A 20,142-nucleotide genomic window follows, 5' to 3' on the forward strand; every position below is an offset into this window, starting at 1 on the left:
TCGGGTCAGGCCCCCGGTTCGAGGAAGAAGTGTGCGTACGGAACCGTCCAGACGGCCTCGTGTCCGAGTCGGTGACCGGTGTACCCGTCGTCGCCGTAGGCGGTGCCGTGGTCGGAACAGACGATGGCGAAGCAGCGGCGCCGGCTGCCCGCCGCCGCGAAGAGTCTGCCGATGTGCCGGTCCACGTACTCCAGTGCCGCCGCGTGGGTCGCGCGCGAGTCACCGGCTTCGGCGGTGGCGCCGGGCAGATGGAACCAGTTCGGCTGATGGAGCGCCGAGACGTTGACGAAGAGGAAGAGCCGCTGATCGGCCGGGAGGGCGGCCACGACCTCCTCGGCACGGGTGACCTGCGCCTCGAAGGAGGTCGGGGAGGCCACGCCGAACTCCGGCTCCCAGTGGCTCTCCGCGAAGAGGCCGGGCAGCACCGAACCCAGGGGCGGCTGCCGGTTGAAGAAGCCGACGCCGCCGATGCACACGGTGTGGTAGCCGACCGCTTCCAGGCCGCGCGGCAGGTCGGGGGAGTCGTACACGAAGGTCCGGCCGGCCGTCGTCTCACTGCCGGCGAAGCGCGCCGCGAAGAGCCGGGGGTGAGGTCCGGGCGAGGCGGGGGTGGGCAGAAATCCGGCGAAGATCGCCTGGTGGGAGGCGTACGTGAAGCTGCCGGGGGCGTGCCGCTTCTCCCAGACACCGCCGGGAAGATGCCGGGCGAGATTCGGCAGGCGGCCCGCCGCCGCGAGTTCGACGGCGACGTCGTGGCGGAGGGTGTCGAGCGTGACCAGCAGCAGATCGTGACTGCCGACGACGGCGTTCATGTCGGGTACGCCGTCGTCCGGGGCGGTGCCGGAGGGGGCTGCTGTGCCGACGGGGGGTGCGGGGTCAGGGGGCAGCGGTGGCACGGTCGTTCCTTGCTCGTTCGTCAGATGCGTCGTCGTTGCCGGCGGGGGCGTCCGCGTGGGACCGCAGGGCGGCGGCGACCTGCGCGGTGTAGGTGTCCTGGCCCTCGGCGCCGCTGCCCGGCAGACCGGTCAGGCCGGGCAGCAGATCACCGAACGCGTTGACCTCGCCCACGGCGAACCGCCGCCAGCCGGTCGCGGGCAGCAGATCGACCCCCACGCACGGGGTCCGGGGAAAGCAGGCAGCCGCGCGCTCGCAGAGGGCCAGCGCCTCGGACCAGCTCCCGCCGGCCGAGGCCACCGCCTCACGGACCCGGTCCAGATCACCGCGGGCCCCGCCGAGATGGAGGTTGGTCATGGGGGAGCGGCTGGTCCGCACGACGGCGTGCGTCGCACGGCCCGCGACCACCACGACCCGCAGATCGGCGGACCGGCCCTGCTGCGAGGCCTTGGGAAGCCAGCGTTCGACGTGCAACCCGTCCGGTGCGAGCGTGTCCACGAGGGCCGCGACCTCCCCCTCGGTGGTGTACCGCCGCACCCGCAGGGAGTTGAACAGCCGACCCCGCTCGTCCCGTTCCACCGAGGTGGTCGCCTGGACCCGCCCCGGGCCGGCCGTCTCCACGGCCAGCACCCCGGAGGCCGAGGAGCCGTGCGCCGGCTTCACGAACACCCTGGGCATGCGGTGGTCCCGCATCAGCTCCCGTACGTGGTCCCAGCCCCGGACGGGGGCCGCCGAAGCTCCCGAGGTGGGCGAGGCGGGTACGGGCACCCCTGCCTCGTCCAGCACCGCGTGGCACAGCCGCTTGTCGAACACCTGGGCCAACTCGGCCGGAGAGCCCAGCAGTTCCCCACCGGCGGACGCCACGTCGGCGGCCACCGCACGGACGGCCGTGAGGAAGTTCGCGTACCAGAGGGCCGAACCCTCCACACGGGTCGGGTCGCCGACCCCGCGCAGCAGCCGCTCGACCTCCCGTTCCTCGCCCGGCGAGTCCAGGCGCACCGACTCGCCGGGCAGGAAGTGCGCCCGGCCGTGCAGGACGTCCAGCCACGGCACGACCCGCGCTTCCGGCAGGCCGGCGGCGCGCACTGCCTCCCGGAAGAAGGCGATCCGGCGGTTGAGCGGGTTGCCGACGACGGCGAAGCGCGGTCGCTGTCCCTCCGTCCGTCCCCGTTCCTGCCGCAGTGCCTGCCCCTGTCCTCTTTCGTGCCGCAGTCCCTGTCCCTGCCCCTGCCCAGGCCCCGGGCTATTCGCTGACCGCGACATACCGCTCATCGTCCTCGTCCGGATCGAAGTCGGACGCCTCACCCGGCTCCGCGTCCACCACGGCGGGCGCGCAGGCCGACGTGAGGCGGAGGACCATCTCCTCGTCCAGGTAGTGATGGCGCAGATCCAGACGGGACAGGTGCGACAGCGGCTGCCCGGCCAGCAGCGCCTCGACGCCCGTGTCGCTCAGCGTGCCCATGGCCAGCGACAGGGAATCCAGCTGGGCGACGACGGGCGCCGACGCCACGGCAGCGGCGATCTCGTCCTGGACGACGCTGTTCTGCAGCCCGAGATGGCGCAGCGCCGGCAGCCCTCCGCCGGACAGCAGCGGAGCAAGGTCCTCGACCGTGGCGTCCCCGCCGTACCAGTCGGAGCCGAGCCACAGCTCCAGGCTCCGCAGCGCGGGCAGTTCGCAGGCGCCGACCGCCCGTACGACGTGTCCGGGCAGCCCGCCCGACTCGAAGCGCAGGGACTTCAGGGAGGTGTGCCGCAGGGGCCGCAGCCGGAGCGTCTCCCCGTCCTCGGGCTGCCCCGTCGTGCCGCCTCCCCGGACGACGAGTTCCTCCAGGAGCGGATAGGCCTCCAGCACCGGAGTGATGTCGCACAGCTGCAGCCACGACACCTCGCACTCCTCGCTCTCCACGTCGGCGAGGAACAGCCCGCGCAGGGACGGGAGACGGGCGGCGTCGGCCGAAAGGAGCTCGACCACCTGCGTGAGAGGGGTGTACTCGTCCTCCCACCAGGGGCCGATCAGCAGCGCCCGGACCCGCGAGGTGTCCACGGAGTCCAGGAAGTGCCGCCACAGCACGGGAAAGTCGAGATCGTGCTGCCAGGCGCTTTCGAGCCGCCAGGCGACCGCGTCCGCCGCCGGGAGGCTTCCGGCCGGTGCGGTTCTCCCGTCCGCGCTCCCGGGCCTGCTCCCGCCCGTGCTCCCGGGCGTCGCCCCGCCGTGCTCCGCCTCGCCGAGGGGCGTCTCGCCGGGGGTCGGCAGGACGTACACGGGCAGGCCGTGGAAGCTTTCCGGGTGCTCGATGTCCGTCGCGAGGGTCATCATTCCGCCACCGCCGTGTACCGGTTCTCGCGACCGCCGTCGTTCCAGGGCTTGTTGCGGTCGGACAGGTCGAGCCGGACACCGTGCGGTTCCAGCGCGAAGGTGAGCCGCTGCTCCATCGCCTCACTGAGGAAGTGGTGGTGGAGGTCGAGGGTGTCGAGATGGGTGAGCGGCTGGCCTTCGAGCAGCGCCGCGGCGCCGTCGTCGCCGAGGACACCGTTCGACAGGTCCAGGGTGCGCAGGCGTGCGACCACCGGCGCCGAGGCGACCGCCCCGGCGATCTCCTCCTGGATCTCGCTGTTGCGCAGCCCGAGGTGGTGCAGGGCCAGGAAGCGGGTGCCGGACAGCAGGGGCGCCAGATCCGTGAGCTCCGTGTCACCGCCGTACGCCGAGACACCGAGCCAGAGGTCGAGCTTCTCCAGCGCCGGGAGTTCGCTGTCCAGCACGCCGCGCACCACCTGGACCGGCAGGCCGCCCGACTCGATCGTGAGCGAGCGCAGCGCTTCGTGCCGCACCGGCGGGAAGACCAGACCGGTGCCGCCCCGCACACCCAGCTCCACGAGCCGGGGGAAGGCGCTGAGCAATGCCGTCACGTCCGACTGCTCGATCCAGGAGATCTCCGCCTCCTCCAGGACCAGATCGCCGACGAACACGGCTTCGAGGGAGGGCAACCGGCTCGCGGCGGCGGTCACCAGACCTATCGGATACGCGGAGTCGCAGTCGTACGCCTCGCCCCACTGACCGATGATCAGAGCTCGCACTCCGGACGGATCGACCGTCTTCAGGAACAGCTCGAAGAGCTCCTGCCACGAGGTTTCCGACTCGTCTTCGTACGGGTCGACCCGGAGCCGCCACGCCACGGCTCCGGCCTCGGGGAGCGAGCGCCCCTCGGCAGGGGACTCGAAGTCGACGGCGGGAAGGCCGTGCAGCTCGCTCAGGTGGTTCGCAATGGTCATGACCCGAAGCTCCGGTGTGCTGGGGACGTCTGTCTGCCGCAAGGTCTATCAAGTGCCACTGACAGCGCCTCATCCGGGACGGGTGTCACCGCGTCCGGCAGATGACGTCCGAGCCGGAGCACCCGCGGGGCGTCAGGAGCCGATCTGCTGAAGCCGCTGGTCACGAAGGTGCCGGAGAGGAGACCGAGGGCTTGCGGACCCCCGATGTCAGACCCACCTCCTAGCGTTCTCCACAGGTTCGGCGCACGGGGCGCCGCACCGGAGGGGAGACGTCTGTGTACCGGCAGGGCGATGTGCTGATCGTGGCGGTCGAGGAGTCCGAGGTGCCCGCACCGTTCCTGGAGGCGCCGGGCGAACTGCGTGACGGACGGGGCCGATTGGTGCTGGCGTTGGGCGAGGTCACCGGACACGCGCACGCCGTGCAGGGGCCCGGCCGGCTGATACGCGAGTCCGGGACGTTCGGACCGATGCTGCTCCACCTCCCCGACGGAGGGCGGGTCGTGCACGAGGAACACGCCCCGATCGCCCTGCCCAAGGGGTGGTTCCGCGTGGTGCGCCAGCGGGAGTACGTCCCCGGCGCGTTCCGTGTCGTGGCGGACTGACGGGCCGACACCGGCAAGGGCCCTGAAGGAAAGACGCGCCGGCAGGCGAACCGGAGCGGGAACAAGAACAGGAACGGGTGACCAGAGATGACAGGGACGGGAATGATGACGCGGGACGTGACCTCGTGGCGGGCGGTGGCCTCGGCCACCGGAAGGGCCGACCGGGTGGCGGCGGAGGAGGGCATTCGCCTGGCCTACCGCGCGGCGGGCCTGGCGGAGCCGGGCCGGATCGTCTGGGTGGACTCGCCCAGGGCCGCGGTGGAGGCGGTGGAGAGGCTCGCCGACGCCGGGAGGTCGGTGCGTGAAGAAGTGCGCACCCGGCCCTGGAGTCACGAGCGCCGCCGGAAGTACGACGAGCTGGGGGCGATGGGGTGGGCCGCGCTCTGGTCGGCGACCGGCGCGCAGCTGTGGGAGACCACCTCCGCCCTCGCCGAGCGCATCCGCGTGGGCATCGTGGCCGAGCTCGCCGCGCGTCCCGAGGACGAGACGGCTGTGCGGCTGGTGCTGCTGGACGCGGTGCTCGGACAGCACGACGCGGCATGGCTCGCCGCCTTCGAGGACAGCGAGCGCCTGGCGGGCCTGGCGGAGGTGGCGCGCAACGCCGGCTGGTGGTGGCCCTACGAGAACGTGGTCGTCGTCGCCGAACGCCCCGAGGCGCTCCACCGCGACGAGGCGGGCCGTCTCGACCGCGGGGACGGCCCGGCGCTCGCCTACCCGGACGGTTTCGCCCTCCACGCCTGGCGCGGCATGCCGGTGCCGGCCGCTTTCCTGGAAGAGCTCTCGGCCCTCACCCCCGAGCGGATACGCGAGGAGGCCAACGCCGAGCTACGGCGTGTGATGCTGGAGCACTTCGGCTACGACCGCTACCTGGAGGAGTCCGGGGCGGAGCCGGTCCACCGGGACGAGACGGGCATTCTCTGGCGCGTCCCGCTCCCCGGGGACGAGGACGTCGTGATGGTCGAGGTCGTCAACTCCACCCCCGAACCCGACGGCACCCACCGCACCTACTGGCTGCGGGTGCCGCCCGCCACCCGTACGGCGAAGGACGGGGTCGCCTGGACGTTCGGGCTCGGCGGCGAGCAGTACGCGCCCGTGCGCCAGACGTGACACAGGGCGCCCACGCGCCACCACCGGCGTGGCGGAAGGGCGTGCCGCCGGCCCCGACGGCGGAATCTTGCGGGACATGGACACGTTGGACGGGGCATGACGTCTCTCGACCGCACACAGGATGACCTTCTGCGACTCGTCGGTGCCTCGCACGACGGGGTGCTCGTGACGCTGAGGAAGAACGGCCGCCCCCAGCTGTCGAACGTGAACCACGCCTACGACGCGGAAGCCCGGACGATCCGGGTCTCGGTGACGGAGGACCGGGCGAAGACGAGGAATCTGCGCCGCGATCCCCGGGCGAGCTTCCACGTGACGAGCGAGAACCGCGGCGCGTGGACCGTCGTGGACGGGACGGCCGAGCTGACCCCTCCCGCCGCCGATCCCCAGGACGCCACCGTCGAGGCGCTGATCACCCTCTACCGGGACGTTCTCGGCGAGCACCCGGACTGGGACGACTACCGGCAGGCGATGGTGCGGGACCGCAGGGTCGTCCTCACCCTGCACATCGAGCACGTGTACGGGCAGCCGGGTGCCTGACGCGATACGTGTGGGGAGCCGGGCAGGTCCGCGGCGCGATGACCGGCCCTCGCGCGGGCATGCGTCCCGCACATAATAAGAAGAGACCGACTCCCCAGGAGATGCTGTGACCGGCGCCGAATTTCTGACCCCTCTCCGCACCCGACTGCGCTCGATGCGCGCCGACGCGTTCGGGGCCGACCCCTCGGGGGCCCGGATGGAGCGCATCCGCCGCTCGCCCCATTTCGCCGACGGAGTGTTCCAGAACCCGGTCGGGGCTCGCACCCTGCCTTCGGGTTCCACGGTGGAGCTCGCGAAGATCTACTTCAACAAGGAACAACGGGCACGCAGGGCACCGCAGGGAAACATTCCGGTGTACGCCACGACCTACGCCGACCTGGCCCGGCCTCCGGCCTCGGGCCTCCGGGTGACCTGGATGGGCCACTCCAGCGTCCTCGCCGAGATCGACGGGAGCCGCGTGCTCTTCGACCCGGTATGGGGCGAGCGCTGTTCCCCGTTCCCCTTCGCGGGCCCCAAGCGGCTCCATCCCGTACCGCTGTCGCTCGAAGCGCTCGGGCCGGTGGACGTGGTCGTCATCTCCCACGACCACTACGACCACCTGGACCTGCCGACGATCCGCGCCCTCGCGCGGACGGACACCGTCTTCGCCGTGCCGCTCGGCGTCGGCGCCCATCTGGAGCACTGGGGCGTGTCGCCCTCGCGGCTGCGTGAGCTGGACTGGAACGAGAGCACCGAGGTGGCGGGCATCCGGCTCATGGCGACCCCGGCGCGGCACTTCTGCGGACGCGGCGTGCGCAGCGGTCAGCACACCCTCTGGGCCTCCTGGGCCGTCGAGGGGCCCGAGCACCGGATCTACCACAGCGGCGACACCGGCTACTTCTCCGGGTTCCGCGAGATCGGAGCCGAGCACGGCCCCTTCGACGTCACGATGATCCAGATCGGCGCCTACGCGGAGTTCTGGCCCGACATCCACATGACGCCCGCCGAGGGGCTCCGCACGCATCTGGATCTCCAGGGCGGCCGCCCTCACGGTGTCCTGATGCCGATCCACTGGGGCACCTTCAACCTGGCCCCGCACGCGTGGGCCGAGCCCGGTGAGTGGACCAGGGAAGCGGCGGCGGCGATCGGTCAGCCGGGCGCCTTCCCCATTCCGGGGCAGCCCTTCGAGCCGTCCGGGGAACTGCCGGCCGAGCCGTGGTGGCGGACCGTGGGCCACGTACCCGACCAGGAGTGGCCTCTGCCCGACCTGGCGGAGGGCGAGGGGCGCGGCGCCCTCGAACTCGTCACCGAGGAGTGACGCGCGCGGCCCGGCGCCCCGGCCGTCGACGACGGCCGGGGCGCCGGGCGCACCGGTGCGGTGGCCGGTTCAGTGGGTGAAGGTGAACCAGTTCAGGTTGACGAAGTCGGACGTGCTGCCGGAGAAGACCAGATAGACGTCGTGGACTCCGGTCGCGGAGGCGACGACGTTGGCGGGGACGGTCTGCCAGGCCTGCCAGCCGCCGTTGTTGCCGAAGTCGATCTCGGCGATCTGCGTACCGCTGGTACTGTCCAGCCGTACCTTGATCGCGCCGCTCACGCCCGCGGCGGCGCCCGAGGCGATCCGGGCCTTGAACTGGCTCGGCGAGGTCGAGCCGAAGTCCACCGACGAGAACTTGAGCCAGTCCCCGTTGGCGATGTAGCCGACGTTCTGGCCACCGCCGGTGTCGGTGGTGGTCTCCGTGCTGGTGCCGCTCTGGGCCGAGTAGGACTCCGCCTGGATGGTGTTGTAGGCGCTGGCACCCGTACCGGTGCCCGTGCCGCCGCCCGGTGTCGAGCCCGAACCCGTGCCCGCCCCCAGCGAGATGGTCCAGGACGTGGGGTTGCCGTCCTGGATGTGGCCGTCGACGGGCGCGGAGTTGGTGGGGCCGACGTCGTCGTACGGGAAGGCGTAGCCGATGCTGGCGTACTGGTGGACGAGCCGGGCGTAGTGGTTGGTCACGGGATCCGTGTAGTACTGGGACGCGGACACGCCGTCGGGGTTGTTGTTGCCGCCGGAGACCAGCAGGCTGCTGCGGTTGAGCGCGGCGGAGAGCCGGGCCGCGATGGCGCCCCGCGCGTCGCCGCCGGAGTTGTAGAGCGGACCGGAGGCGCAGCCGAAGATGTCGACGGCACTGGGCTTGGTGAACGGGACGCCGTTGGTGTTCAGGCCGGAGAAGACGATGGCGCCACCGGAGACGGTGCCGGTGTACGAGCCGATGCTGCCCTGGCCGTTCAGGGTCAGGGGCGTGGAGGAGTAGTGGCTCCACACCCGGTTCAGGTAGTCGTCCCAGTAGTTGCCGAAGTCCACCGGGGAGTGCGAGGGCGCGAGCACGCGCAGCACCCCGCCCGAGGAGTCGTTGACCACCAGCCGGTCCCAGGGCGCACCGTCGACGGCGTGCTGGGACCGGAGGCCGGAGGCGATGGAGGCGAGTGCGCCGTTGGGCAGCGGGCTGACCGTCTGGTTGCCGGAGCTGCCGGTGCTGGACATGGAGACCGGCAGGCCGACCATGTCGACGTAGGAGATGTTGGCGTACAGGTTGGCGCTGTTGAAGGTGAACTCGCAGAACGTCCAGTTCGTCGACCAGTTGGGGTCCGAGCTGGTCAGGGCCGGCTGGACCACCCCGGGTACGGTGCCCGGGTTGACGAAGAACTTGAGCTTCTGGCCGACCGAGAACCAGACCCGGCCGCCGATGATGAAGCCGGCCAGGTTCACCTTGGTCGCCGCCGAACCGGAGGCGCCCAGCGGGATGGAGTAGTCGGCGATCGGGGTCACCGCGGCCGACGGGTTCGGCAGCCGGTTCAGGGCACCGTTCGCGGAGACGAACACCGGCCAGCCACTGCTGTCCGTACCAGAGATGTACGCGTACACGGTGTTGTTGCCTGAATTGTTCTGGAGCGACACCGGGAGTGGGGCGCTCGCCGCCGAAGCCTTGGAGGTGAACGGCGACAGGGGGGAGAGGACGGTAGCGGCGGCGGCGGTCGCGCCGGCCGCGGCGAGGAAGGAACGTCGAGAGACCACTGACCCTCCTAAAAGGGGGTGATGATCCGTCAGAACCATGACGGGGTGGGGGTGTTGCCCTGAGGCGAACGTGACGCTATTGGGCTGGACCAATGAGGGTCAAGGGATGTGCCGAAGGAAACGGGACGAGTTTGGGAGCGCTCTCAACCAGGGCTGCCACCGGCACCACTTCCGGGCGACCCCGGCGTTAGGGTGGGAGCGACCCGGTGGCCCCACCTCCCGCGCCGCCGACCAGCGTTGAGGAGCGACCGCCTTGCCCGAGCAGTCCCCAGGTTCCCGGCCCACCCTGGAAGCCGTCGCGGCGCGCGCGGGCGTCTCCCGGGCCACCGCGTCCCGGGTCGTCAACGGGGGCGACGGTGTACGCAAACCTCTCGTGGACCGGGTGCGCCAGGCGGTCGAGGAGCTCCAGTACATCCCGAACCACGCGGCCCGTACCCTCGTCACCCGGCGTACCGGGGCGGTGGCCGTGGTGATCGCCGAGCCGGAGATACGCATCTTCTCCGACCCGTTCTTCTCCCGGCAGCTCCGGGGCATCAGCAAGGAACTGGCCGAACACGACGCCCAGCTGGTGCTGCTGATCGTGGAGGGGCCGGGGGACTTCGGCCGTATCGAGCGGTACCTCTCCGGCGGCCACGTCGACGGGGCGCTGGCCTTCTCCCTGCACACCGACGACCCCCTGCCGTCGATCACCCGGCGGGCCGGACTGCCGACCGTCTACGGCGGGCGGCCGAGCTGGACCACACCTCCCGGCGAGCGCACCGCCAGTTACGTGGACGCGGACAACCGGGGCGGGGCGCGGGCGGCCGTACAGCACCTGCGGGACCTGGGGCGGCAACGGATCGCGTACATCGGCGGGCCGCCCGACCAGACCTCGGCCCTGGACCGGTTCGACGGCTACCGGGACATCCAGCTCGACGTGGACCCGACCCTCGTCGCGGAGGGCGCGTTCACCGTGGAGTCCGGGGCGCTGGCGATGGAGGAGTTGCTGGAGCGGCGCCCCGACCTGGACGCGGTGTTCGCCGCCAACGACCTGATGGCCTCTGGTGCCCTGCGGGTCCTGGGCGAGCGCGGCATCACGGTGCCCGGCCAGGTGGCCGTCGTCGGGTTCGACGACATGGAGTCGGTGGCCGAGGCGACCGTACCGCCGCTGACCACCGTCCAGCAGGACGTCGAGGGCCAGGGGCGGCTCATGGCCAGGCTGCTGCTGCGCGGCCTGGACCGGGACCGCAAGGGGACCGAGGCACCCGACTCGGTGATCACCCCGACCACGCTGGTACGGCGGGCCTCGTCCTGAGGCTCGGCCTCGGCACCAATCGAGTGCCGCCAGTGGTCGGGTGGGGCGCGGAACTGGCCGACTTGGGCGCACAGCCGAGTTCCCCTGCGGCCAGGGCCGTGCTGCGGACGGGCGAGCCACTGGGACTTCCCGCCCACCCGCAGGAGCCCCCGCGGGCGCGCGCGACGCGCCGCCTGCGGGGGCTCCTCCTCCTTGACGGGGTGTACGGGACGGACGTGCGGCGCGGGACCGGGCGTACGGGGCCCGACGTACGGGATCGGGCCGGGCGTACGGATCAGACGTACGGGATCTTCAGGACCGCCGCGTCCGTACCCGTCTGCACCTGGGAGGTGCTGCTCCCCAGGGCGTTCCAGATCTCCAGGCGGACGGTTCCGCCGGTGAGGTTGCCCAGGGTGCCGGTGGTCGCCTGCGCGCCCACGGCCTGGGTGTACCCCTCCCACCCGGCGACCGGGTCGGTCGCGAAGTAGCGGTAGGTCTCCGTCCGGTCGAAGGTGCCGTCGCCGGTGAGGTCGTAGCTGACCCGGACCTGCGGGGCGAGCCCGACTGCCGTGCCCGCGTCGACCCGGAGGCTGAACGAGGTGGAGGCGCCGGAGGAGAGGGTGCCGTTGACGTTCTTGAGCTGGTAGGTCGTCGGCTTGTACGGAGTGCCGTCCCGGTTGACGCCCTCCGCCGAGGCGATGGTGTCGGTACCGGCGGCGCCGTCCGTGGCGGTGGTGAGCGTACCGCCGGACTTCAGCCGGAAGGTGTTCCCGGTGGAGGTGCCGGTGCCCGGGTCCGGGTCGGTGGTGCCGCCGCCGGTTCCGGTGCCGGTGGCCGTCGAGCGGGCCGGTACGGAGAGGGTCGCGCCGTTGGTGAAGGTGACGGTGCGAGCGGTGGTGCCGTAGTTGTGGGCGACGTAGGTGTTGACGCCGTTCTTGGTGAAGACGGCGGAGGTCGGGATGTCCCCGCTGATGCTCATGTCGGGGGCGCCGATACTGTTGAGCGTGGTGATCCACTGGTAGGTGTGCGCCTTGGACTCACCCGCCTCCGGCGTGTAACCGGCGTTGCCCGCGTCCCACTTGGCCTTCGCGGACGCCGGGTCGGCCAGCGCCTCGAACTCCCAGAGCAGGTCGCGCCATTCGACGGCCGGGCCGCCGTTCTCCCGCTCCATCTCGGCGAGGTTCCGCTTGACGGTGGCCTTGTCGCGGCCCAGGTAGAGCGAACCACCGGTGATCGGCAGGGTGTTGATGCCGTGGATCTCCTCCGGGTTCGCGGTCCACCAGGTGGAATACGCGGCGCCGCTGCCCCAGACCATGCCGACCGTGTCGTGGCCGAAGGAGCTCGGGAAGACCTGCTGGTCGGTGTCGAACCAGTACTGCTCGATCGCTTCCGACTCGGTGGTCAGCAGGTAGCTGCCGAGGTCGCGCAGCGAGGTGTCACCGGTAGCCGAACCCCACAGCACGAGCGCGGCGCTCAGGTTGGTCGACTCGGAGGACGACTCCTGGTTGTTGCCCGCCGCGAATCCCTGGTGCCCGGAGGCCCAGCTGTGGCCCGCGTACACGTCGAAGCCGCGCAGGAAGGGAAACGCGCTGTCCGTGCGGCTCGGGTTGGCGGCATCGCGGATCAGGTTCTTGACCATGGTGCCCCAGGCCGAGTCGGCGGCCCACGCCTGGTCGTACTGGGCGACGATCGCCGCCGCGTACACGTAGTAGCTGTAGTGGAAGTGATGGTCGTTCAGCTCGGTGTCGCTGCCGTAGGAGGCGGGGTACCCGATGAGGGTCTTCCAGACCGTGTCGTAGCTGAACTCGCTGGCGCCGCCGGCGGTGAACCACTCCTGGAGCCGGCTCTTGAGCAGCCCCAGCAGCTTGTCCCGGGTGGCGGTCTGGCCGATCTGATCGGCCACGGGCACCAGTTGGGCCAGGCGGCCGAGCGCCTTGCCGGTCCAGTAGGTGTCGGCGGCCCCGGAGAACGGGTCGGAGGCGTTCGCCACCTCGTTGAGGTAGCCGGTCAGCCGGGCCGTGTCGACGCCGCTGACCGCCGGAAGGGCCGGCACCACGCCGGAGCTCTTCTGGCTCGTGGAGAAGGAGGAGCCTTCCCGTACCTTCATGGTGCCGCGCGGGGACACGTAGGTGTAGCCCGTGAGCGCGTCGGAGGTGTGCAGCCACTGGTGGCGGTAGAGCGCCTGGAGCGTCCCGCGCTCGGTGCCCTCCTTGGCCTCCGTGGTGAGGCTGTACGTGGCCCGGACCGTGCCGCCGGAGGAGGACCAGGACACCGTGGAGCCGGTGACGAAGCTGAAGGCGTACTTCCGGAACGTCGCCAGCGCGTCGGTGGACGGCAGCACGGCGAGCGAGAAGTAGTCCTTGCCGCCGAGGGGAGCGGTGATGGTGGACCCGGCCACCGTCCAGTCGGTGCCGGTCGGCGAGAACAGCGCGTAGTTGTGCCCGGCGACGGTGATGCCGAGGACGTTGCCGTTGTCCGCGAAGACGGTGGGGGTGCTCGCCGTGGTGATGCTGGCGGCGCCGCCGGAGCCCTTCGCGTACACGAACGGCAGGCCGTGCCCGATGGTCGTGCGCAGCGTGCGGGTGCCGTCCGACCAGTAGGGGGTGACCGTCCAGTCGGACCAGTCGTCGGCCTTCGCGTCGGGCGAGTTGAGACCGCTGAGGCCGAGGGTCAGGTCGGCCTTGTGCGCGTACTCGTACTGGCGGCCGTCACCGACGATCGAGGGCGTGGTCGGGTAACCGACCTCCAGCCCGCCGGCGGTGGCCTGGTAGGTGAGCGGGTGGCCGTACATCGGTGTGGAGTACGGGTTGTCGCCGTAGCGCTGGTAGGCGAGCGAGGTCCACCAGTCGTTGGTGGGGACCGGCTTGTTCCTGGCGGCCTCGGTCAGCTTGGGAGTGACCGGTGCGCCGGTGTTGGTGGTCGGTCCGGAGGTACCGGCCGGGCGGGTGTCGGTGTAACTGCCGGAGCCCGCGGTGATCGTGGCGGCAGCCGCCGGGGACGCGGCAGGGCCCAGGCCCACCGCGGCCAGCGCGACGGCCAGGACCATCGCGGCAGCGGGTCTTACGAGGGAGGCTTGCATGGGGAAGCACCTCGAAGTCAGGAGGGGGTCGGAGCGCTTTCGAGAGCGCTCTCAGATGTCAAGGAACGTAAAACTTCTGAAACCTTTGTGTCAATAGAAGTGACACGCACGGTAGTTGGAGGAGCGTGCACGGGCCCTTGTGTTCGACTTCTGGCGGATGGAGCGGGTGTGGGGCGGCTTGAGGTGAAGTGTTGAGAGCGCTCTCATTCCGTGGAGAACCGGCTCCGGGCCGTCCGTCGGGCGAGCTTCCGGCATCGGAAGGGTGTGGATGTAGTAAGGCAGGTTGATAAAGTAGCCTTACCGTATGAACGACGACCTGGCTCCGGACGGAGTCGCTGCGGCCCTTCTGGCGAGTATCGCCGTGCTGGTACGACGGGTCCGCCACGTACCCGTCGAGGGCGGGCTCGCGATGCCCGAACGGAACGCGCTGTCGCTCCTGGACCGCTCGGGACCCACCACCTCCTCCGCGCTGGCCCGGGATGCACAGATCACCGCGCAGGCGATGGGGGCGACGCTCGCCGGGCTGCGCGCCCGCGGCCTGGTCGAACGCCGCCCGGATCCGGAGGACGGCAGGCGGGCGGTGCTGACGATGACCGACGCGGGCCGGCAGGCGCTGAAGGACAAGCGCAACGCCCGGACCGAACTCATCGCCCGGGCCCTGACCGGGGGCGCGTTCACCCAGGACGAGCTGGACCACCTCGCGGCGGCGGCGCCGCTGCTGGACCGGCTGGCCCGGAACATCTGACATCCGACACCGGCCGGACCGGCCCCGTACGCCCGGCCGGACCGGCCAGGACGTCCGGCCGAACCGTTCCCGGGACCGGCCGTACCGGCCCCGTACACCCCCGGCCGACACGCACAGGAGAGACGACCACCGTGACACTGACCACCATCGACCCCACCCCCGCGCTCGTCGTGATCGACCTGCAGAAGGGTTTCCTCGAAGGCGCCGAACCCGCGATCGCGGCCGTCGTCGAGCCCACGACCCGTCTGGCCACCGCCTTCCGCCGGCACGGCCTGCCCGTGGTCCTGGTCAACGTCACCGGGCGGGCCCCGGGGCGTACCGAGGGCGCGCGGCCGGGTGCCGGCGTACCGTCGTCGCCCGGCTGGGCCGACCTGATCGACGAGCTCGACGTCCGGCCGACCGACCACTTGATCACCAAGCGGCGGCGCAGCGCGTTCCACGACACCGGGCTCGACACCCTCCTGCGGGACCTGGGCGTCACCCAGATCGTCCTGACCGGGATCTCCACCAGCGCGGGCGTCGAGTCGACCGCGCGCTCGGCCTCCGACCACGGCTACCACGTCGTCCTCGCCACCGACGCCATGGCCGACCGGGTGGAAGGCGACCACCGTCACAGTGTGGAGCGCGTGTTCCCCAAGCTCGGCGAGACCGCCACCACCGCCGAGGTCGTCGCCATGGTCGAGGCCACCCGATGACCCTGCTGGGCCGGCTCCTGCGCAACCGCCGGGCGGGCGAGACCCATCTGTCGTGGAACCTGCCCCATCTCCAGGGCCCCGAGCTGCTCACCCTCACCAGCGAGGACTTCGACCCCGACGGCTCCCTTCCGCGGGCCCGATGCGCGAAGCACGTCGGCGGCGAGGACCTCTCCCCCCACCTGGAGTGGACCGCGCTCCCGCCCGGTACCGCGCAACTCCTCCTGGTCGTGGAGGACGTCGACGTACCCATGGCCAAGCCGGCCGTGCACTGCGTCGCGCTGATCGACCCGGCGACCGGGCACCTGCCGCCCGGCGCGCTGGCCGCGAAGCGGCCCGGCCCCGGGGTGCGCCCGCTGCGGTCCACCGTCGGGCGCGGCTACCACGGCCCCGCACCCGTCAAGGGCCACGGGCCGCACCGCTACGTCTTCCAGCTCTACGCCCTCGCCGCACCCGTCGGCGACGCGCCCGGTGCCACGCCGGTGGACCGGGCGCGGCCGCGCGCCCTGCTGGCCGGCGTCAGCGCGCCCGTCCTCGGCCGCGCCCGGCTGACCGGGGTCTACGAGCGCTGAGCCGTGGGCCCAGGAAAGACGCCGGGGGCCCAGCAAAGACGCGGGGCCCTGGCTCAGACGCCGACCCGCCCGCGGTCCAGGACCACGGGCGGGCGGCGGGAGACGGTCGCTACGCGCGAGCGTCGCGAGAGGTCGGGACGGTCAGGAGAGGTACGCCTCCAGTTCGGAGGCCTGGACGGCGGGCCAGGCGGTGTTCGCCGTCCCGGTGACCCGCAGGTACCGGGGTGCGGAGCCGGCCGGCAGGGTCACGGTCGCCTTGTTGCCGGAGGCCGGGTCGAAGCGGTAGTCCTTCGACGCGGTCAGCGTGGTGAAGGAGGAGCCGTCGGCGCTGCCGAGGACCGTCAGGGTCTGGGTCCGCGCCTCCCAGGACGACGGGAGCTTGAGCACGACCCGGCCGACCGTGGTCCCGGCTCCCAGATCCACGGTCAGTGACTGCGGGAAGGACCGGTTGACACTCTCCCAGTACGAGTTGGCGTCACCGTCGACGGCTCGCGCCGGGGCGTAGACGTCGGCGTACCCGGTCGCGGTGACGGGCCTGCCCAGGGCGAGGTTCCGGCCGGGGTCCGGGGTCGGACCGGTGGGCGTGGGCGTGGGTGTCGGAGTCGGTGTCGGAGTGGGCGTGGGTGTCGGGGTCGGGGTCGGCGAGGTGCCGTGGTCGTAGTTCGCGGTGGGCCACGGGCCGCAGTACGTCGCAGGGAGCTTGGCGTTCCAGCCGGAGTTGCCGGTGCCCTGGGTCAGCGCCAGCGAGGAGCCGAGGCAGCTGTAGACGGGGTCGGTGAAGCCGATGTTCGTGGCGCGCACATTGGTCAGCGACAGCTGCGCCGGATCGTTGAACTGGAGGGCGAAGGTCCCGGTGCCGTCGATGTTCACGTTGTTGAAGTTGACGTTCTTCGTCGTCCCGGAGACGAAGTGGATCGCGGCGTAGGAACTGTCCAGGATGTCCGTGTCGGTGACGTTGATCGTCGCCTTGTCGATCGGGCTGTTGCGGGCGTCGAACCAGACCGCGCCGATCGGGAAGGGCCAGCCGTAGTCGGTGTTGCCCGCCCGGATGGTGGTGTTGCGGGCGAGGGTGAAGGTGCCCTGGACGTCGGTGCCCTGACCGGGGGAGACACCGGGGAAGCGGTTGCCCACGTGCAGGGCGCCGCCGTTGGTGAGGCTCTCGGCGAGGACGTTGTCCGTGACCGAGATGTCCTTGCCGCCGTAGATCGCCACGTGGTTGGCGAGGATCGGGGCCACCACGGTGTTCCCGGTGAAGGCGTTGGCGGTGTCGGCCTTGGTGTCGGACCACATCGCGAGGCCGTCGTCGCCGAGGTTGCGCAGGAAGGTGTTCTCCACGGACGAGTGGGTGACGCCCCAGTGGAAGTTCACCCCGTCCGCGGTCTGGTCCAGGATGCGGCTGTTGCGGATGTGGAAGTTGTCCATCGGCCCGTCCATCCACGCGCCGACCTTGGTGTGCTGCAACCACACGTCGTCCACGACGGAATCGCTCATCGCGCCGCCGATCGCGTTGACCTGGTCCTCGTCCACGCGCTCGGTGATGTCGCCGATGAGGGCGAAGCCCTTGAGCGTGACATTGCGGCTCGGCCCGCCGGACTCGTACGGGCGGACCCCGCCGCCGTAACCGCCGCCGGAGACGTACTTGCCGTAGATCCCCGCCGCACGGCTCCGGTCGGTGGGGTTACGGCCGCCCAGCACGCTGTACCACGGCCCGGCGCCGCGCAGCGTGACCTGGTCGACCACCACGTGGTCGGTCAGCTTGAAGGTGCCCTGCGGGATCCACACCTCCTTGCCCTGCGCCTTGCCCGCGTCGACGGCCTGCTGGAACGCCGAGGTGGAGTCCCCCGCGCCGCTCGCGTCGGCCCCGTAGTCGGTGACCGAGAGCGAACCGGCCGGCCGGGTCACCGGCGCAGCGACCTGCTCGAAGTCGGCCAGGTCCACCACCGCCCACGGGGTGGCGGAGGTCGAGGGAAGAGTGATGCGCACCTTCGAACCGGCCGCCAGGGTCTTCCCGAAGAGCGTCCGGGTCTCGTCGTAGAAGTGGTGCGGCTGACTGCCCGGGGTGTTGGTGAACGGGTACGAGCCGTAGAACCAGCCGTACCTCGAAGTGAAGTCCAGGTCCTTCAGCCTGGTCCCGTCCAGACTCAGCGCGACCGGCGCGGTGATGCCCGTACCCGCCGCGTTGTCCGGCACGGAGTAGCGCACCGTCATGGCGTTGGCGGGCCGGGTGAGGGTGAACTCGACGTACTCGCCCGGTGCGTCGAGCCGCACGGCGCGCCGCCCGGAAGCCTCGGAGGGAAGGGTGGTGTACGTACGGTCGGGGCCGATCGGTGAGCCGGTGGTCGCGGCGTTCTCCGCCTCCAGCTCGGTGAACGGCACCTGCGCGCCACGCCCCGCCACCGCGAACGGGGAGAGTACGGGCGCCTCGGCCGCCGCCGCCGAGCCGGCGCCGCCCCCGGTGAGGGCGGCCACCGTACCCAGGGCCACGGTGCAGGCGAGTGAGGCCAGCAGAGCGGTCATGGACCGTCCACCGGACGCGGCTCTTGTCACGCTCATGGTGCACAACCTCCTGTGGGGGGACATCTGGACGGCGCTGCGCCATTCGCCCTCAGGCGAGCAGCCACACCGCCGTGTCCTGGGGAAGGCGGCCCCGGTCGTCCAGGGGGCCGCCGGCGAGCAGGACATCCGTGTGGGCGGGGAGTTCCGCCGGTTCCGTCGCCAGGTTGACGACGCAGATCAGGCCCGGCCCGCGCCGGAAGGCGAGGACGCCCTCGCCGGAGGGGAGCCAGGTCAGCGGCTCGCTCCGGAACGCCTCGGTGGTCCGCCGCAGCCGCAGCGCCTCCCGGTAGAGCGACAGCATCGAACCGGGGTCGCCGCTCTGGCGGTCCACGGCGTACGCCTCCCAGCCCTCGGGCTGCGGCAGCCACGGCTCCGTGCGCGAGCCGAAACCGCTGTACGGGGAGTCCGCGCTCCACGGCAGCGGCACCCGGCAGCCGTCCCGCCCCGGATCGCGCCCGCCCGAACGGAAGTGCATCGGGTCCTGGATGCGGTCCAGCGGGATGTCCGCCTCCGGCAGGCCCAACTCCTCACCCTGGTACAGGTAGAGGGACCCGGGCAGTGCGAGCGTCAGCAGCGCGGCGGCACGCGCCCGCCGCTCGCCGAGCGCCAGGTCGGTCGGCGTACCGAACGCCTTCGTGGCGAAGTCGAACCCGGTGTCCTCCCGGCCGTACCGGGTCACCGTGCGGGTCACGTCGTGGTTGCACAGCACCCAGGTGGCCGGGGCGCCGACGGGCGCGTGCTCGGCCAGGGTGTCGTCGATGGACCGCCGCAGCCGGTCCGCCCGCCACGGGCACGAGAGGAAGTTGAAGTTGAAGGCGGTGTGCAGCTCGTCCGGACGCAGGTACCGGGCGAAGCGCTCGGAGTCCGGCAGCCAGACCTCACCCACGAAGACACCCTGGTACTCGTCGGCGATGGCCCGCCAGGAGCGGTAGATGTCGTGCAACTCGTCCTGGTCGATGTACGGATGGGGATCCACCCCCTCCACGAAGTCGGCGAGCGCCGGGTCCTTGGCGAGGAGCGCGGCCGAGTCGATCCGCACGCCCGCCACCCCGCGCTCGAACCAGAAGCGCAGGATCTCCTCGTGCTCCCGACGGACCTCCGGGTGGGCCCAGTTGAGGTCGGGCTGCTCGGGCGTGAAGAGGTGGAGGTACCACTCCCCGTCCGGCACCCGGGTCCAGGTGCGTCCGGAGAACTGCGAGGGCCAGTCGTTGGGCGGCAGTTCGCCGTCCTCGCCCCGGCCGGGACGGAAGTGGAACAGCTCGCGCTCGGGACTCCCCGGGCCGGCCTCCAACGCCGCCCGGAACCACGCGTGCTGGTCCGACACATGGTTCGGCACGATGTCCACGATCACCCGGATACCGGACTCGCGGGCCTCGCCGATGAGCTTCTCCGCCTCGGCGAGCGTCCCGAAGGCCGGGTCGATGGTGCGGTAGTCGGCGACGTCGTACCCGCCGTCGACCAGCGGAGAGACGTACCACGGGGTGAACCAGATGGCGTCCACGCCCAGTTCGGAGAGGTACGGCAGCCGCGACCGGACGCCCGCGAGGTCCCCGGTACCGTCCCCGTCACCGTCGGCGAAGCTGCGTGGGTACACCTGGTAGATGGCGGCGCTGCGCCACCAGTCGTCGGCGGGTACCGGAAGAGGGGCTGCCACGTGAGGGTCCTTTCGGGCAGGGTCCGCCGCCGGCCGGACAGCGGGGCGTGCGGTCACGGCCGGCGGCGGAGGCTTCATGGAGTGGCTTCGGGAGGTGCGTGTGCGACGTGCGTGCGGGCGCACC

Annotated in this window: 16 protein-coding genes; 8 read left to right on the forward strand and 8 right to left on the reverse strand. The window is 71.5% G+C overall.

What is annotated here, in order from left to right; genetic code table 11:
• Positions 1–5: 5 nt before the first annotated feature.
• From OG599_RS30545 to OG599_RS30560, 4 genes are all read right to left on the reverse strand, one after another.
• The gene (locus OG599_RS30545) at positions 6–812 is read right to left on the reverse strand and encodes an STM4013/SEN3800 family hydrolase (RefSeq protein ID WP_327180246.1); all 807 of its coding nucleotides are present in this window, start codon (positions 810–812) and stop codon (positions 6–8) included.
• Between the two features lie 64 nt (positions 813–876).
• Complete coding sequence (locus OG599_RS30550; RefSeq protein ID WP_442809594.1) at positions 877–2,157, reverse strand: STM4014 family protein; 1,281 nt, start codon at positions 2,155–2,157, stop codon at positions 877–879.
• A complete protein-coding gene (locus OG599_RS30555; protein WP_442809595.1) occupies positions 2,138–3,211 on the reverse strand; it encodes an STM4015 family protein in 1,074 nt (357 codons plus the stop codon). Before OG599_RS30555 ends, OG599_RS30550 begins: the two co-directional genes overlap by 20 nt.
• A complete protein-coding gene (locus OG599_RS30560) occupies positions 3,208–4,164 on the reverse strand; it encodes an STM4015 family protein (RefSeq protein ID WP_327179203.1) in 957 nt (318 codons plus the stop codon). The genes OG599_RS30555 and OG599_RS30560 overlap by 4 nt, the downstream gene beginning before the upstream one ends.
• A 275-nt stretch (positions 4,165–4,439) precedes the next feature.
• Here OG599_RS30560 and OG599_RS30565 point away from each other — a divergent pair, with 275 nt between their 5' ends.
• From OG599_RS30565 to OG599_RS30580, 4 genes are all read left to right on the forward strand, one after another.
• A complete protein-coding gene (locus tag OG599_RS30565; RefSeq protein WP_327179204.1) occupies positions 4,440–4,766 on the forward strand; it encodes a hypothetical protein in 327 nt (108 codons plus the stop codon).
• Between the two features lie 87 nt (positions 4,767–4,853).
• Positions 4,854–5,873, forward strand: coding sequence for a DUF6745 domain-containing protein (locus OG599_RS30570; RefSeq protein WP_327179205.1), 1,020 nt, complete (start codon positions 4,854–4,856; stop codon positions 5,871–5,873).
• A gap of 96 nt (positions 5,874–5,969) precedes the next feature.
• Complete coding sequence (locus tag OG599_RS30575; RefSeq protein ID WP_327179206.1) at positions 5,970–6,410, forward strand: PPOX class F420-dependent oxidoreductase; 441 nt, start codon at positions 5,970–5,972, stop codon at positions 6,408–6,410.
• A 106-nt stretch (positions 6,411–6,516) separates the two neighbouring features.
• Positions 6,517–7,707, forward strand: coding sequence for an MBL fold metallo-hydrolase (locus tag OG599_RS30580; RefSeq protein WP_327179207.1), 1,191 nt, complete (start codon positions 6,517–6,519; stop codon positions 7,705–7,707).
• A 69-nt stretch (positions 7,708–7,776) separates the two neighbouring features.
• On the opposite strand, the gene OG599_RS30585 is transcribed toward OG599_RS30580, so the two are convergent.
• Positions 7,777–9,447: a beta-1,3-glucanase family protein gene (locus OG599_RS30585; RefSeq protein WP_327179208.1), complete on the reverse strand. Its 1,671-nt coding sequence runs from the start codon at positions 9,445–9,447 to the stop codon at positions 7,777–7,779.
• Positions 9,448–9,700: 253 nt separating this feature from the next.
• Here OG599_RS30585 and OG599_RS30590 point away from each other — a divergent pair, with 253 nt between their 5' ends.
• Complete coding sequence (locus OG599_RS30590) at positions 9,701–10,741, forward strand: LacI family DNA-binding transcriptional regulator (RefSeq protein ID WP_327179209.1); 1,041 nt, start codon at positions 9,701–9,703, stop codon at positions 10,739–10,741.
• Between the two features lie 274 nt (positions 10,742–11,015).
• Here the strand turns inward: OG599_RS30590 and OG599_RS30595 are convergent, their stop codons facing one another.
• The gene (locus tag OG599_RS30595; RefSeq protein WP_327179210.1) at positions 11,016–13,799 is read right to left on the reverse strand and encodes a glycosyl hydrolase; all 2,784 of its coding nucleotides are present in this window, start codon (positions 13,797–13,799) and stop codon (positions 11,016–11,018) included.
• A 304-nt stretch (positions 13,800–14,103) separates the two neighbouring features.
• On the opposite strand from OG599_RS30595, the gene OG599_RS30600 reads away from it, so the two are divergent.
• The 3 genes from OG599_RS30600 (at position 14,104) to OG599_RS30610 (ending at position 15,808) form a co-directional block, all read left to right on the forward strand.
• Positions 14,104–14,544 (forward strand): MarR family winged helix-turn-helix transcriptional regulator, encoded by a 441-nt coding sequence (locus OG599_RS30600; protein ID WP_327179211.1) that lies wholly within the window; start codon positions 14,104–14,106, stop codon positions 14,542–14,544.
• Positions 14,545–14,675: 131 nt separating this feature from the next.
• A complete protein-coding gene (locus OG599_RS30605) occupies positions 14,676–15,239 on the forward strand; it encodes an isochorismatase family cysteine hydrolase (protein WP_327179212.1) in 564 nt (187 codons plus the stop codon).
• Complete coding sequence (locus OG599_RS30610) at positions 15,236–15,808, forward strand: YbhB/YbcL family Raf kinase inhibitor-like protein (RefSeq protein ID WP_327179213.1); 573 nt, start codon at positions 15,236–15,238, stop codon at positions 15,806–15,808. Before OG599_RS30605 ends, OG599_RS30610 begins: the two co-directional genes overlap by 4 nt.
• A gap of 141 nt (positions 15,809–15,949) precedes the next feature.
• Here OG599_RS30610 and OG599_RS30615 read toward each other — a convergent pair whose 3' ends face one another.
• A complete protein-coding gene (locus OG599_RS30615; RefSeq protein WP_327179214.1) occupies positions 15,950–18,361 on the reverse strand; it encodes a discoidin domain-containing protein in 2,412 nt (803 codons plus the stop codon).
• Between the two features lie 52 nt (positions 18,362–18,413).
• Positions 18,414–20,018: a glycoside hydrolase family 13 protein gene (locus tag OG599_RS30620; RefSeq protein WP_327179215.1), complete on the reverse strand. Its 1,605-nt coding sequence runs from the start codon at positions 20,016–20,018 to the stop codon at positions 18,414–18,416.
• Positions 20,019–20,142 lie beyond the last annotated feature (124 nt).

It is taken from the genome of Streptomyces sp. NBC_01335, assembly GCF_035953295.1.
In the GTDB taxonomy this organism is placed as follows: domain Bacteria; phylum Actinomycetota; class Actinomycetes; order Streptomycetales; family Streptomycetaceae; genus Streptomyces.